This window comes from Pseudomonas sp. IAC-BECa141 (genome assembly GCF_020544405.1).
Classification (GTDB): domain Bacteria; phylum Pseudomonadota; class Gammaproteobacteria; order Pseudomonadales; family Pseudomonadaceae; genus Aquipseudomonas.
Genome location: NZ_CP065410.1, coordinates 3,712,336 through 3,727,166 on the forward strand (window position 1 = coordinate 3,712,336; position 14,831 = coordinate 3,727,166).

Genomic DNA, 14,831 nt, shown 5'->3' on the forward strand with positions numbered 1-14,831 from the left:
ACGAAAACGCATCGCATGTCGCCAGACTAAGAACAGCCCGCCTCACCAGACACCCTAATTTGCACCTCATTGACTAGTGCATTTGCACCTTATCGTTGCCCCTTGCCGCCGCCCGAGAACAGTCCGCGCTCGCGAGCCCAGACAATCGCCTCACTGCGACTGTGCACGTCGAGTTTGGAATACACCGTCGCCACATGATTGCGCACGGTGTTCGGCGCCAGCTTCAACCGGGCCGCAATCTCCTTGTCCGCCAGCCCTTCACAGATCAGCCCCAGCACGTCTCGCTCGCGAGCCGTCAGGTCGGTAAACGACACACTTGGAAGTTGCGGCGAATTGACCTTCTTCACATTGGCCAGTTTTTCGATCAGCGTACGGCTGAACCACGACGCATCCTTCATCACCTCTTCAATCGCCGCCACCAGTTCAAGCTCGGTACGCTTGCGCTCGGTAATGTCCATCAGCACCAGCAGATAGCACACCGTGTCCTGAATGTTGACGGTGTCAGCGGACACTGCACACTCCAGCAGCTCGGCGTCTTTCCTGCGGATCCGCATGTCGACGCGATCGACCCGGCCGGTCTTCTCCAGCGCCGCCAGCAAGCGCGAGCGTTCCGCCGGTTCATCGATGAAGTTCAGTTGCGCGATGGTGTTGCCCAGCACTTCGTCGCTGTCGTAAGCCAGGGTATCGAGGAAGGCTTGATTGACATCGATCAACCGCTGTTCGTCGGCGCTGCAAATCAAAATCGGCACCGGGGTCAGGCGAAAGGCCTTGGCGAACCGCTCCTCACTCTGACGCAGGGCGACCTCGGCCTTGTGTCGCAGCTCCATGTCGACGAACGAAAACAGCATGCAGTCTTCGTCGTTGAGCACCAGCGGCTGGCCGGCGACGATCACCTGCTTGCTGCCGCCATCCGGCAGACGCAACTCAGCCTGCATCTGCGGAATGGTCGCGACATCACGCAGTCGCTGGATCGCCAGATCCTTGCGCTCGGCCTGTTCGAGAATGTCCAGCTCATAAGTGGAAGCGCCGATCACCTGATCGCGGGTGTAACCGGTCATCTCCAGGAACCCCGGATTGACCTTGATATAACGCAGGTCACTGAGACGGCAGATCACCGCGGGCGCCGGGTTGGCATTGAAGGTTTTTTCGAAACGCTGTTCGGCGTTGGCCCAATCGGTGACGTCGCTCATGATCAGCACCAGCGATTCGATGTCGCCGTCTCGATCGGTCAGCACCATGCTGCGCACGCTGTGCACCCAGGTGCGTTCCTCGTCACTGTTCGGGGTGACTTCGACCAGCACGTCGCTGAAGGTTTCGCCGGCGGCCACTCGGCTGATCGGGTACTGCTCCGGTGTCAGCGTGTGGTTGTTGCGATAACGCAGGTTGAAGCGCTCGGCATATTCCCCGGCATTGTTGCCCAACTCGCCGATGCGACTGACGCCATGCATCGCCAGCGCGGCTTCGTTGGCCCAGAGAATGGTCTGATCGAGTTCCAGCAGAATCACTCCGTCGGACAGACCGGCGATGATCTGCTGCAACTGACGGCGATTGGTTTCGGTGGTCAGGACGTCCCGGCTCATTGGCTCTCCACAAGTGAACGCATGTGAAGATTACGACCGCTGGCCGTTGTGATCGTGCCGGGCAATTTTGCCCCTGATTACCGAGAGTTGTGATCGACCAGCTCGCGCAGCGTATCGAGAAACAGCTTGAGCACCGGCGAGGCATCGTCGGCCCGATACGTTGCATACAACGGCACTTGCGGCAGCGCCGGCGTCAGGCGTCGAAACACCAGCCCGGCCGGGGCCAGTTGCTCGATGGAGGCTGGCAACAGTGCCACGCCAAACCCGGCACGGACCAGACTGAGCAAGGTCTGCACCTCGATCACCTGCTGGCGGATCTGCGGGGTGAACCCGGCCTGAATGCAGCACTGATAGAGAAAATTGGCGAACCGCGACTGCTTCAATTCCAGCGCCACGAACGGTTCCTGCGCAAGGTCGGCGGGCGCCAGCACTTCACGCCGGGCCAGCGGATGATCCGCCGGCATCACCACATGGATCGGCTCATGGATCAGCAATTCATTACGCAACTGCGGGTCGTCATAACCGACGCGGAACACGCAGGCGTCGATGCGTTTCTCCTTCAGCGCCTTGACCTGGGCCGCCGGGGTCATCTCATGCAGGCGCCAGGTCACCTGCGGGTAGCGCTCGCGAAACAGGTGCAGCGCCTTGGGCAGCACGCCGACCATCACCGAACTGATCATGCCGATTTCCAGCTCGCCCAGTTGCCCGCGCCCGGTCTGGCGAGTCAGGTCCAGCGCCCGTTCGAGTTGTTCGAACACCAGCGGCGCCTGCTCCTTGAGCATCTGCCCCGCCGCTGTCAGCTCGACCCGGTGATGGCTGCGCTCGAACAACGGTGTGCCGAGTTCTTCCTCCAGCAAGCGGATCTGCTGGCTCAACGGCGGCTGGCAGATGTGCAGGCGTTCGGCGGCGCGGCCGAAGTGCAGCTCATCGGCCAGGGCCATGAAGTACCGCAGCAAACGCAGGTCCATGGCGGCTTACCCCAGGTTCAGTGGCGTGGAACGCTGACGCACCCCGGTCAGGCTGAACAGCGCATTGGCAATCGCCGGGGCCACCGACGGGCTGCCCAGTTCTCCCACGCCGCCCGGTTTATCCGGCTGACCATCGAGCACAAGGATGTCCACCGGTGGCATGTCGGACATGCGTGTGACGCGATAGTCATGGAAGTTGCTCTGCACCACCCTGCCCTGCTGGATGTCGAGGCGATCGAACAACGCATGACCGAGGCCCCACATCAATCCGCCGTAAATCTGCTCCTCGACCCCGCCGGGCGACACCGCCAGACCGCAATCGACCACACAGGTCAGCTTCTCGACCCGGGCCTTGTCGTCATCTTTCCTAACCCGCGCCACGACCGCGATGAAACTGGTGTAGCCCTGATTGGTGGCGATACCCAACGCCGTATCCGGCGGCAGTTTCTGGCCCCAACCGGCGCGTTCGGCAGCCTGTTTCAACACCGCGACATGCCGCGGCCTGTCCTGCATGTTGGCCAGTCTGAACGCCAGCGGATCCTCTCCGGCGGCATGGGCCAGTTCATCCATGAAGCTTTCCACGGCGAACACATTGGGAATGAAGCTCACCGAGCGATACCAGCCACTGGGGACGTTGCTTTCGTGCTTGACCCAGTTCAGATCCAGGTGCGGCGGACGGTAGGCGAAGTCCCACGCGGTGATGGCCTCGGTGGTGCTGTAATCCATGTGATCCGGGCGCTCGAAATAGCCCGGTTCCCACTGTTCCGGCGAGGCTGGCGACACCGCATGCAGTTGCAGCGCCGCGAGTTTGCCTTGGGCATCCAGTGCGCCTTTCGCCCGATGAAGCGTGGCCGGGTGATTGAACAGCGCGTGCATTTCGTCTTCGCGGCTGTTGAGCAGTTTCACCGGCACGCCGGTCTGCTGCGCCAGATACGCGACTTCGAACAGCCAGTATTTGGCTTCCCGCGCACCGAAGCTGCCGCCGGACACCAGCTCATGAATGGTGACCTTGTCCTTGCCGATGCCGCACACGGTCTGCGCCGCTTCCAGTGCCGACGACGGCACCTGCACGCCGCCCCAAAAGGTGATCGCCTTGTCCTTGACCTGCGCGGTGATGCAGATCGGCTCCAGCGGGTTTTGCACCTTGTAGGGCATCGTGTAATCGGCTTCGAGCAGCTTCGCCGCGCCCGACCATTGCCCGGCGACATCGCCCTGGGCCATGGCTTTGACGGTTTGCGTCACGGGATCACTGATGGCTGCGATCTGCGCCTTGACCAGCTCGGCGCTGTCGAAACCGGCCAGCGGGGATTCGCTCCATTTGATCTCCAGCAACTTGCGTCCCTGCTGCGCGGCCCAGAAGGTTTCGGCCAGCACCGCGACGCCTTCGAGGTTGCCGCCGAGCACGTCCGGGCGGCCCGGAATCGCGATCACCTTGCGCACGCCCGGCACTTGCAACGTGGCCGCCGAATCCACTGCGACAACCTTCGCGCCCACCACCGGCGCACGCTGAATTACCGCCACCAGCATTCCCGGCAACTGCACATCGATGCTGTACCTGAAGCGCCCGCAAACCTTGGCCGCCGCATCGCGTTTGTGGCGCAATTTGCCGATGTACTTGAACTGCGCCGGATCCTTCAGCGTGACGTTGGCCGGCGCCGGCAGATGCGCTGCCGCGCCGGCCAGTTCGCCGTAGCCGAGGCTGCGTTTGCTCGACACATGCACGACCCGGCCCTCTTCGGTGGAGCAGCTGTCAGGGCTGACCTTCCATTGCTGCGCCGCCGCACTGATCAGCAGCGCCCGCGCCGTGGCACCGGCCATGCGCAGACGATCGTATTCCAGCGACACACTGGTGCTGCCACCGGTTGAGAAAACTTTCCAGACCGGATGAATGTAGGTTTCAAAAAACGGATCTTCCGGGGTGATGACCTGCACCGTCATCGGGTTCACGTCCAGTTCTTCGGCGACACACGCGGCCAGCGCGGTCTGGGTCCCGGTGCCGGAATCGTGCTTGTGCACCACCAGCTTCACCGTGCCGTCGGGCAGCACCCGCACCCAGGCGTTGGGTTCGAATTCGGTGGCCGAGGTTTTCACTTCAGTCACCGCCGCACCGGAAGGCAAATACAACGCAACCGCCATACCGGAAGCCACCGTCACCGCCTGCTTGAGAAATACCCGGCGCGAGGGTTCATCAACGTTGCCGTGGATGAGGCTCATCACGCCTCCTTCGGCGCATTCGCCGCACGTTTGATCGCTTTGTTGATCCGCCCGTAAGTGCCGCAGCGGCAGATATTCCCGGACATGGCGTTGCGGATCGAGTCGTCGTTAATCGCTGCCCCAGTGTTGAGCAACGCGGCGGCGGACATGATCTGCCCGGATTGACAGTAGCCGCATTGCGGCACATCTTCGGCGACCCAGGCCAGTTGCAGCGGATGGTTTTCGCTGGGCGACAGGCCCTCGATGGTAGTGATGCTGTGGCCCGCGACGGCGGCCAGCGGCAACTGGCAGGAACGCACCGCGACGCCGTTCAGGTGCACGGTGCAGGCACCGCACAGGCCCATGCCGCAGCCGAACTTGGTGCCGGTGAGTTTCAACTGATCACGCAATACCCATAACAAGGGCATGGAGGGGGACGCTTCATCCAGCTCGCGTCGTTCGCCGTTAACCGTGAATGCAATCATTGTCAGGCTCCAGAAGAGCGGCCCGTCTTTGTGCGGGCCTGGTGATCGATTATTGGAAACCCTGGCAACGCGCGGCCAGCGACGATTTCTGCCAACCGGTGTAAGCAGGACTAACAACATGTACAAGCGATACCCGTCGGTGCAGTCCATGAGCGCGTTCATTCACGCGGCGCGCAGCGGCAGTTTTTCCAGCGCCGCGCGCAAGCTCGACCTGACCCACAGCGCGATCAGCCAGCAGATCCGCGCCCTGGAAGAGTTCATCGGCCAGCCGCTGTTCGTGCGCGAAGGCGGCGGCAGCAACCTGACCGACGCCGGGCAGCTGTTTGCCAGCGTGCTGTCGGATGGGCTGGCGCAGATTGATCGGGCGTTGTCTTCGGTCAAGAACCGCAGCGTGGCCCAGCGACTGACCCTCGACGTCGACAGCGAACTGGCGCAGAGCTGGCTCAATCCGCGCCTGCCGCAGTTGCTCGACGGTTTGCCGGATTTCGAAGTGACGATCCTGTCAATGCCGCGCAGTGATCGCAGCACGTTCGAACGGGTGGACCTGTCGCTGCGCTATGGCTATGGCGACTGGGAGGATTGCGAGATGACCCAGATCTGCGGGGATCGGGTGTTGGCGGTGGCGTCACCGGTGTTGCTTGAGCGACATGGTTTGCAGGTGCCGCTGAGCCCGGCGCAGATTCTTGAGTTGCCGTTGTTGGGGTATACGCGGCGGTCTTGGATTCCGTGGCTGGATGCGGCCGGGATGACGCCGACCGAACCGCCGGCGCGGGTGATTTTTGATAATGCGGCGAATCTGATCGCGGCTGCCGAGGCCGGTGTCGGCGCCGGGCTGGTGCGTGGGTTGCTGGCCGCCGATGCCTTGCGCAACGGAAGGCTGGTGGCGCTGAACGAGGCGCAGATTGCGGCGCATTACAACCTGTATGCGGTGTGGCCCCATGGGCAGGCCGAGCGGGTGGCGCCGGTGGTTGATGCGATCAAACAGCTGGCTTTGCATACACAATTCTGACGCCTTCGCGAGCAAGCTCGCTCCCACGGGTGGCGGCATTCCAACGGGGTGAATGCGGTCAAATTGTGGGAGCGAGCTTGCTCGCGATGAGGCCATCACTATCACCACAAAAAACCAAAACCATATCGAACAAGTATCACCACCCCACCCAATTAATATTGTACGAACCCTCCCCCGCCTTCCAATACTCGCCTCAAGCAACCACCCACCCGGGCCGGATGCGAACAGGCGAGGGAATGCGCGATTGCCGCGCATAGAAACGGCCGATTGCCCGGGACGTGGATGCTGTGAGCCGCAAGGCTCCCTTCCCCGCTATCAGGAGATCGACTTCAATGATCATCGATATCAGCTGCTATCCCACGGATCTCGTGGACCTCGCCTGGAGGCATGACGGTGACCCGTTCACCGGCGAGCGTCTGCTGGAGATGATGGATGGCCCGTACATGGTCAACGGCAAACCTCGCCGCATCGACAAAGCCTTCATCCAGCCGCCGCAGGGCAACACCATTTACACCTGGACCGACGGCGAACTGTCGGGCCGCGAATCCATCGACGCCTACATGGCCTACACCCTGAAAATGGTCCAGACCTACCCGGACCGTTTCATCGGCTGCTTCGTGTACAACCCGCGCTGCGGCGTAGAGAACGGCGTCGAGGCGATCGAGCGCTACGTGAAAGAGCACGGTTTCAAGATGGTGCAGATGCAGGCCAACATGCACGCCTACCGTCCTGACCGTGCGCTGGACTGGGTGCGCCCGGCCTTCGAGAAATGCGCCGAGCTTGGCATTCCGGTCAAGCTGCACACCGGCGACGGGCCTTACAGCATCCCGTCGGAATGGGTGCCGATGATCAAGGAATTCCCCAACGTCGATTTCATCATGGCCCACTTCGGCGTACAGACCGGCGGCGTCTATGTGTTTGAACCGATGCAGTGGGCGATGGAGTTGCCCAACGTCTATTGCGAATCCGGCTGGTGCCTGCAATCGCGGATTGTCGAGTTCGCCAAAGTCCTGCCGCCCCACAAGATCCTGTTCGGCACCGACACCCCGCCGAACGAACCGGGCATGTGGCTGCGCCTGCTCGAAGTGCTCTGCCACGAGCCGCCGCAGGGCCTGAACCTCGACGAGGACACCCTCGAAGACTACCTGGGCAACAACACCGCACGGATGATCGGCCTTGAGCCGTCCCCGCCGCCGCGTTCCGTTTCCGAAGCAGAGGCGCAACTCAAGCGCCCCGTCACCACCCAACTGGCCAGGAGCTGAACCGATGATCATCGACACCCATCTGCACCCCACCAACCTGGTCGACGAGGCCTGGCGCCACACCGGCGAACCGTTCACCGGCGAGCGCATGCTCAAGCTCATGGACGGCCCGTACATGATCAACGGCAAGCCGCGCCGGATCGACATGGGTTTCATCCAGCCGCCACCGGGCAACACCGGTTATCGCGACGGCAACCGCCGTGGCCGCGAGGGTGTGCGTGACTACATGTCGTACGTCGCCGAGCTGTGCGTGAAGTACCCCGACCGCTTCATCGGCAACTTCAACTTCAACCCGCGCTGGGGACCGGAAAACGGTGCGGCGGAGCTGGAATTCCACATCAAGGAATACGGCTTCAAGATGCTCAAGCTGCACGCCAACATGCACGGCTATCGCCCGGATCGCGCACTCGACTGGCTGCGCCCGGCGATGAAAGTCTGCGCCAAGTACAACATCGTGGTGCTGATTCACACCGGCGACGGCCCGTACACCATTCCAACGATGTTCTACCCGATCATCCGCGAGTTCCCGATGGTCAATTTCATCATCGGTCACTTCGGCATCCAGACCGGTGGCAACTACTCGTTCGAGGCGTTCTGGATGGCGATGGACACGCCGAACGTGTACTGCGAGTCCGGCTGGTGCTTCCAGTCGCGGATCGTCGAGTTCGCCAAGGAACTGCCGCGCAACAAGATCGTGTTCGGCACCGACTCGCCGCCGAACGAGCCGGGCATGTGGCTGCGCGAGCTGGAAGTGTTGTGCTCGCCGGCGCCGCAAGGCCTGGGGATCGACGAGGATCACCTTGAGGATTACCTGGGCAACAACATCGCAAGGTTGTGCGGAATCGAACCGACCCCGCCGCCCAAAGACCTGGCCGAGGCGGACATTCGTCTGACCACGACCTACCTCTAAACCCGTACACAGCGACTTTACAGGCGCGAAGATGACCCGGCGTTCGCTCGACCGGCAGGCCAACGGTTTGTCGATCGAACGCCGGCCTCACCCCTGCGCGCCTGCTTTTTACGAGGTGAAACCATGACCCGTTCGACGCTCGGCGACTCTCAGGACTTTCACGTATTCATCGACGCCTATCGCCGCCAGTACCCGGACGATGTGCTGACCATCACCCACCCTCTTTGCGCCGATCAGGACGTCACCGCCCTGGTAGATGCCCTTGCCGCCCAGGGTCGCGATCCACTGCTGATCTGCGAAAACGTCGGCAACCTCGGTGTGCCGGTGGCAACCAATCTGTTCGCCTCCCGCCGGCGTATCGCCCGACTGTTCGGCGTCGGCGCCGCGCAGTTACACGAAACCTTCCAGACCCGCGCCAACCAGCCGATCGCGCCGCGCTACGTCGAAACCGGCCCGGTACTCGACGAGGTGTTCGAAGGTGAAGCGCTGGACCTCGCACTGCTGCCGATGCTCAAGCATTTCGACAGTGATCGCGGCCCGTACATCACCAACGCCATTATCATCGCCGAGGACCCGCTCACCGGCATCGCCAACATGAGCTATCACCGCTCGATGCGCCACGCCCGTCAGGCATTGGCCACCAGCCTGCATTCACGCGGACATCTGTGGCGGATGTTGCAGACCGCCCGCGAACGTGGCGAAGAATTGCGCGTGGCCATGGTGGTCGGCGCGCACCCGCTGTTCATGCTCGCCGCCGCTGCCCGCCTGCCCTATGGCAGCGATGAACGCGCGGTGGCCGGCGGGCTTTTCGGTGCGCCGCTGGAACTGGTCAAGACCCCGCGCTACGGCATCGGCGTGCCGGCTTACGCCGAGTTCGTGCTCGAAGGCGCGATAGACCCGACGGCCTATGCCGAAGAAGGTCCGTTCGGCGAATTCAGCGGTTATTCCTCGGATCGCTCGACCAACAACGTGCTGCGCGTCGACACCCTGTTGCGGCGCAGGGACGCGTGGCTGGTGGACGTGATGGGCGGACGTTACGCCGAGCACCTGACGCTGGCGCGGCTGCCCCGTGAAGCGGAAATGAGCGAGAAGCTCAAGGCACGCTTTCCCGCCGTCACCGCCGTGCATTACCCGAACTCCGGCACGCATTTTCATTGCTACGTAGCGCTGGACCAGAGCCGCGACGGCGAGGCCCGGCAGATCATGCTGGCCCTGCTCGGCTGGGATCCGTATCTGAAAACCGTGATCGCGGTGGACAGCGATATCGACCTCACCGACGACAGCCAGGTGCTGTGGGCACTGGCCACGCACTTCCAGCCGCACCTCGACATCTTCACGATTGACGGTTTGCCCGGCAGCCCGCTGGACCCGTCATCCTCGGTCAATGGCACCACCTCGCGCATGGGCCTGGATGCCACGCGCGGCTCGGGGTTTGACGGGATCAAGGCGCAGCTCGATCAGGACGTGCTCGAACGCGCGCGGCAACTGCTCGACGGTCTGCCATCGTGAACCGTCAGCGGATGGTGGTCGGTATCAGCGGCGCGTCCGGCTTCATTTATGGCGTACGCCTGCTGGAGCTGCTGGCCGAGCTGAACATCGAAAGCCACCTGATCATCAGCCGCGCCGCGCTGCTGACCATGGCCCACGAAACCGACTACAAACTGGCGGACGTCATCGCCCTCGCCAGCCATTACCACCGCGCCGATGACGTCGCCGCCGGGATCGCCAGCGGTTCGTTCCGCTGCCTGGGCATGGTGGTTGCGCCGTGTTCGATGAGGACGCTGGCGGAGATCGCCACCGGCACGTCATCGGGTCTGATCGGCCGCGCCGCCGACGTCACCCTAAAGGAACGCCGCACTCTGGTACTGATGGCCCGCGAAACACCGCTGACCCTCGCGCACCTGCGCAACATGACTGCCGTCACCGAAATGGGCGGCATCATCGCCCCGCCGGTGCCGGCCTTCTACGCCCGCCCCGACAGCCTTGCGCAAATGGTCGATCACAGCCTCGGCCGCGTCCTCGACCTGTTCGGCCTCGATGCCGGCGTCGCCCGCCGATGGCGAGAACCCACAGAACCCTGTGGGAGCGAGCTTGCTCGCGATGGCGGTCGATCAGTCGCCATCACCGCTAAATGACACACCGCTATCGCTAGCAAGCTAGCTCCCACAGTAAAGCGTCATCACTCAATTCATCGTGCACCGGTAATCACCAAGGAGCCTCACATGAACACCCCCTTCAACGCCCCGACCCCGAACACCAAAATCCCGGTCACCATCCTCACCGGGTTCCTCGGTGCCGGCAAAACCACCCTGCTCAATTACATCCTCAAGGAGAACCATGGCCGCAAGATCGCGGTGATCGAAAATGAGTTCGGCGAGGTCGGCATCGACGGCGATCTGGTGCTCAGCTCCGAGACCGAAGAGATCTACGAAATGGTCAACGGCTGTGTCTGCTGCACCGCCGAAGTCCGCGAAGACCTGGTGCGCATCGTCCGCGAACTGGTGGCGCGCCCGGTACGGCTCGACCATATCCTGATCGAGACCAGCGGCCTGGCCGACCCGTACCCGGTGGCCCAGAGCTTTTTCATCAACGACCCGATTGCCGAGGAAGTCGAACTCGACGCCATTGTAACCATGGTCGATGCCAAGCACATCGCCCAACACCTGGAAGACCTGCAACTGGACGGCGTCGACAATCAGGCGGTGGATCAGATCGTCTGCGCCGATCGTATCGTCATCAACAAGGTCGATCTGGTCAGTCCTCAAGAGGTGGAAACCCTGCGCGGCAAGATCCGTGGCTTGAACGCCACGGCGGATCTGGTGACCTCGACCCACGCGCAGATCGACCTGTCGAAAATCCTCGGTATCGGCGCCTTCGAATGCACGCAGAAGCTGATGGAAATCGGCGCGGATCAGCACGATCACGATCACCACGACCACCACGCTGAAGAGCCCGACCACGAACACGATCCGAGCGTGTCCTCGGTGGGCATCGCCGTGGACGGCGCCGTCAACCTGATGGCGTTCCACCGCTGGATCAGTGAGTTGCGCAACGCCCAGGCCGACAACCTGTACCGCATGAAAGGCGTGCTGGCGGTGGCCAACGAAGACCAGCGCTACGTGCTGCAAGGCGTGCACAGCCTGGTGGAGTTCCGCGCCTCGACCGCGTGGGGCAGCGAGCCGCGCTCAAGCAAGATCGTGTTCATCGGCCGCGACCTGGATCGGGTGGCGCTGAACCAGGGCTTTGCCGCCTGCCTGGCCGGCTGAAGCCCGGCATCGGAGCCGGTGGATGGCGGTTCCGGGCACACAGAACGAATGACTGATGCACGCCATGGGAATAACACAAAACCTTGTGGGAGCGAGCTTGCTCGCGAAGAGGTCGGCACACTCAACCCCTCAGTTGACTGACCTGCCGCTTTCGCAAGCAAGCTCACTCCCACAAGGTTCCACAGTGTTCTCGAGCCAAGCCGCATCAGACGAATACCCCTCTGTACCGAATAACAACAGCTAGAGGTGATTCCCCATGTCGTCAGCCAGTTCCTCCTCCACCGTCCACCCTGTCGACCGCGTCTTGCCGGTGCGACAGATGCTCACCCTCGGCCTGCAGCACATGGCCGTCTCGTACATTGGCGCCATCGCCGTGCCGTTGATTGTCGCCAGTGCCCTGAAGATGTCCCACGCCGACACGGTGATACTGATCAGCACCACGCTGTTCTGCTCGGGCATCGCCACGCTGTTGCAGACCGTCGGTTTCTGGAAGTTCGGCGTGCGCCTGCCGATCCTGCAAGGCGTGGCGTTCAGCAGCGTCGGCCCGGTAATCGCCATCGGCAGCAACCCGGAGGTGGGATTTGCCGGGGTCTGCGGGGCGGTGATCGGTGCGGGGATTTTCACCCTGCTGATGGCGCCGTTCGTGGGTCGCTTGCGACGCTTCTTTCCGCCGGTGGTGACTGGATGCATCGTCACGGTGATCGGCTTGCAACTGTTCCCGATTGCCTATGAATGGGTCGGCGGCGGGCGCAACGCGAGCAATTTCGGCGCGCCGGCGTTTCTCGCCGTGGCCGTGGTGGTGCTGCTGACCATCCTGCTGGTCAACCGTTATGGCAGCCCGTTGCTGCGCAACATGGCGGTGCTGGTGGGGATGTTGGTGGGCGCCGGTCTGGCTTACGGTCTGGGCATGGGCAACTTTCACAGCGTCGAAGACGCACCGTGGCTGACCGTGCCCTACCCGTTCTATTTCGGCCTGCCGACCTTCAGCCTGATACCCATCGCCACCATGGTCGTCGTGATGATCGTGCAGATGGTCGAGTCCATGGGGCTGTTTGTAGCCATCGGCGACATCGTCGACAAACCGGTAGACGACAGACAAGTAATCAACGGCCTGCGCGCCAATGGCCTGGCCAGCACCATCGCCGGGATGTTCGCCGCGTTCCCGTTCATCGCCTTCATGGAAAACGTCGGGCTGGTGATCCTGACCGGTGTACGCAGCCGCTGGGTGGTGGCGATCAGCGGTTTGCTGATGTGCTCGATTGCACTGGTGCCGAAAGCCGGGGCGATTATCGCCTCGATGCCGACCGCTGCGCTGGGCGGTGCCGGCATCGCCATGTTCGGCGTGGTCGCGGCGGCCGGCATCCAGACCCTGGCCAAAGTCGACTACGAGCGCAATCGCTACAACGTGCTGATCGTCGGTTTCACCATCGCCGCCGCTCTGGTGCCAGTGCTCGCCCCGACCCTGTTCAAACAACTGCCCGAGTGGTCACAGCCGTTCCTGCACAGCAGCGTGGTCATCGCCTGCCTGGTGTCGGTGCTGCTCAACGCGGCGCTCAACGGCGTCAGCGTGCCAGAAACCACACCCGGCAAATCCGCCTCGCATATCCTCTGACTGGAGCTGCCCATGACTCAACTTCAAAACATCCTGATCAAGCAACCGGTCGCGGTGATGAGCGGCCTGCGCGGCCCCCGTGCCCGGGCCGGCGCAGTGGACATCCGCGTGGTCAACGGCCGCATCGCGCAAATGGCTGCCAACCTTGAGCCGCAACCCGGTGAACGGGTGATCGACGCGCGCAACTCAGTGGTCTATCCGGGCTGGATCAACACCCACCATCACCTGTTCCAGAACCTGCTCAAAGCCGTGCCCGAAGGCTTGAATCAGGACCTGCAAGGCTGGCTGGCGAGCGTGCCCTACCCGCGTCTGAACCGTTTTACCCCGCAACTGGCGCGGATCGCCGCGCGGCTGGGGATGGTCGAACTGCTGCTGTCCGGCGTCACCACCTGCGCCGATCACCACTACCTCTACCACGCCCACGGCAGCACCGAGACCGGCGACTTGCTGTTCGACCTCGCCGAAGAGTTCGGCCTGCGTTTCGTGCTCTGCCGTGGCGGCGCACTGCAGTCCGCCAGCGCGCATCCGGGTTTCTCGAAAACCGCGCTGCAACCGGAATCCCTGGAGCAAATGGTCGGTGATATCGAACGGCTGAAATCACGCTACCACCAGGACACCCCGGATGCTCTGCGCCGGGTGGTCGTGGCGCCAACCACGCCGACCTTCTCGCTGCCGCCAACCCTGCTGCGCGAACTGGCGCATACCGCGCGAGGCATGGGACTGCGTCTGCACACGCACCTGTCGGAAACCCAGAACTACGTGAATTTCTGCCGCGACAAGTACAACTGCCTGCCGGTGGAATTCGTCGCCGAACACGAATGGCTCGGCCCGGACGTCTGGTTCGCCCACGCTGTACACCTGCAACCGGGGGAAATCCGCATGCTTGCCCAGACCGGCACCAGTGTCTCCCACTGCCCGGTGAGCAACGCACGGCTGGGCAGCGGCGTTGCGCCGATTCCGCAAATGTACGAGGCCGGCGTGCCGATCTCCCTCGGAGTCGATGGCGTCGCCTCCAACGAATCCGGAAGCATGGTCGGCGAAGCCAACACCGCATGGCTGATCCACCGCGCCGAGCAAGGCGCCTCGGCCACCACCGCCGAAGACGTGATCCACTGGGGTACGGCCGGCGGCGCACAAGTGCTCGGCCTCGGCGCGGTCGGTTCGCTGGAGGTTGGTCAAGCGGCTGATCTCGTGATCTACAGCCTCGACCATCCGCGCTTCTACGGTTTCCACGACAGCGCCGTCGCACCAGTCGTCGCGGGTGAGCCAATCGCTGTGAAATACAGCCTGGTGGGTGGGCGGATCGTGGTCGATAACGGCGTGATTCCGGGGCTGGATATCGAACGGATGCGGGCCGAGGCCTGGGAGGGTGTGCAGGCGATGATGAAGGCCGACGATTGATGCATGACCGATGGGAGCGGCGGTGCGACGATTCGCCTCGTCAGCTCCCACCGGCGGCATTAGCGCCCTGCGATTTTGTCGACTAAAGTCAGTACCTCATCGGATTGAGCCCCTGCCAGCGACACCGGGCTCTTGATCAAGGAGA

The 14,831-nt window shown here is 62.9% G+C and carries 12 protein-coding genes; 8 read left to right on the plus strand and 4 right to left on the minus strand.

Annotation, left to right across the window (positions count from 1 at the left end; genetic code table 11):
* Positions 1-89 precede the first annotated feature (89 nt).
* From I5961_RS16840 to I5961_RS16855, 4 genes are all read right to left on the minus strand, one after another.
* A complete protein-coding gene (locus I5961_RS16840; RefSeq protein ID WP_085698175.1) occupies positions 90-1,580 on the minus strand; it encodes a helix-turn-helix transcriptional regulator in 1,491 nt (496 codons plus the stop codon).
* Between the two features lie 77 nt (positions 1,581-1,657).
* Positions 1,658-2,548 (minus strand): LysR family transcriptional regulator, encoded by an 891-nt coding sequence (locus I5961_RS16845; RefSeq protein WP_227232888.1) that lies wholly within the window; start codon positions 2,546-2,548, stop codon positions 1,658-1,660.
* Between the two features lie 6 nt (positions 2,549-2,554).
* On the minus strand, positions 2,555-4,762 hold the full coding sequence (locus I5961_RS16850) for a xanthine dehydrogenase family protein molybdopterin-binding subunit (protein WP_227232889.1): 2,208 nt from the start codon (positions 4,760-4,762) through the stop codon (positions 2,555-2,557).
* The gene (locus I5961_RS16855) at positions 4,762-5,226 is read right to left on the minus strand and encodes a (2Fe-2S)-binding protein (RefSeq protein ID WP_085698172.1); all 465 of its coding nucleotides are present in this window, start codon (positions 5,224-5,226) and stop codon (positions 4,762-4,764) included. The genes I5961_RS16850 and I5961_RS16855 overlap by 1 nt, the downstream gene beginning before the upstream one ends.
* 118 nt (positions 5,227-5,344) lie before the next feature.
* On the opposite strand from I5961_RS16855, the gene I5961_RS16860 reads away from it, so the two are divergent.
* The 8 genes from I5961_RS16860 (at position 5,345) to I5961_RS16895 (ending at position 14,686) form a co-directional block, all read left to right on the plus strand.
* A complete protein-coding gene (locus I5961_RS16860) occupies positions 5,345-6,235 on the plus strand; it encodes a LysR substrate-binding domain-containing protein (RefSeq protein WP_227232890.1) in 891 nt (296 codons plus the stop codon).
* A 332-nt stretch (positions 6,236-6,567) separates the two neighbouring features.
* Entirely contained in the window at positions 6,568-7,497 is a 930-nt protein-coding gene (locus I5961_RS16865; RefSeq protein WP_085698170.1) for an amidohydrolase family protein, read from the plus strand.
* 4 nt (positions 7,498-7,501) lie between these two features.
* Positions 7,502-8,407 carry an amidohydrolase family protein gene (locus I5961_RS16870; RefSeq protein WP_007952854.1) on the plus strand — a complete coding sequence of 302 codons (906 nt, stop codon included), beginning with the start codon at positions 7,502-7,504 and terminating at the stop codon, positions 8,405-8,407.
* A gap of 123 nt (positions 8,408-8,530) precedes the next feature.
* Entirely contained in the window at positions 8,531-9,916 is a 1,386-nt protein-coding gene (locus I5961_RS16875) for a UbiD family decarboxylase (protein ID WP_085698169.1), read from the plus strand.
* 11 nt (positions 9,917-9,927) lie between these two features.
* Positions 9,928-10,542, plus strand: coding sequence for a UbiX family flavin prenyltransferase (locus I5961_RS16880; RefSeq protein ID WP_227235614.1), 615 nt, complete (start codon positions 9,928-9,930; stop codon positions 10,540-10,542).
* An 87-nt stretch (positions 10,543-10,629) separates the two neighbouring features.
* Positions 10,630-11,673, plus strand: a complete 1,044-nt coding sequence (locus I5961_RS16885; RefSeq protein ID WP_227232891.1) for a CobW family GTP-binding protein — start codon at positions 10,630-10,632, stop codon at positions 11,671-11,673.
* Positions 11,674-11,929: 256 nt separating this feature from the next.
* Positions 11,930-13,285: a nucleobase:cation symporter-2 family protein gene (locus I5961_RS16890; RefSeq protein WP_227232892.1), complete on the plus strand. Its 1,356-nt coding sequence runs from the start codon at positions 11,930-11,932 to the stop codon at positions 13,283-13,285.
* 12 nt (positions 13,286-13,297) lie between these two features.
* The gene (locus I5961_RS16895) at positions 13,298-14,686 is read left to right on the plus strand and encodes an amidohydrolase family protein (RefSeq protein WP_227232893.1); all 1,389 of its coding nucleotides are present in this window, start codon (positions 13,298-13,300) and stop codon (positions 14,684-14,686) included.
* Positions 14,687-14,831 lie beyond the last annotated feature (145 nt).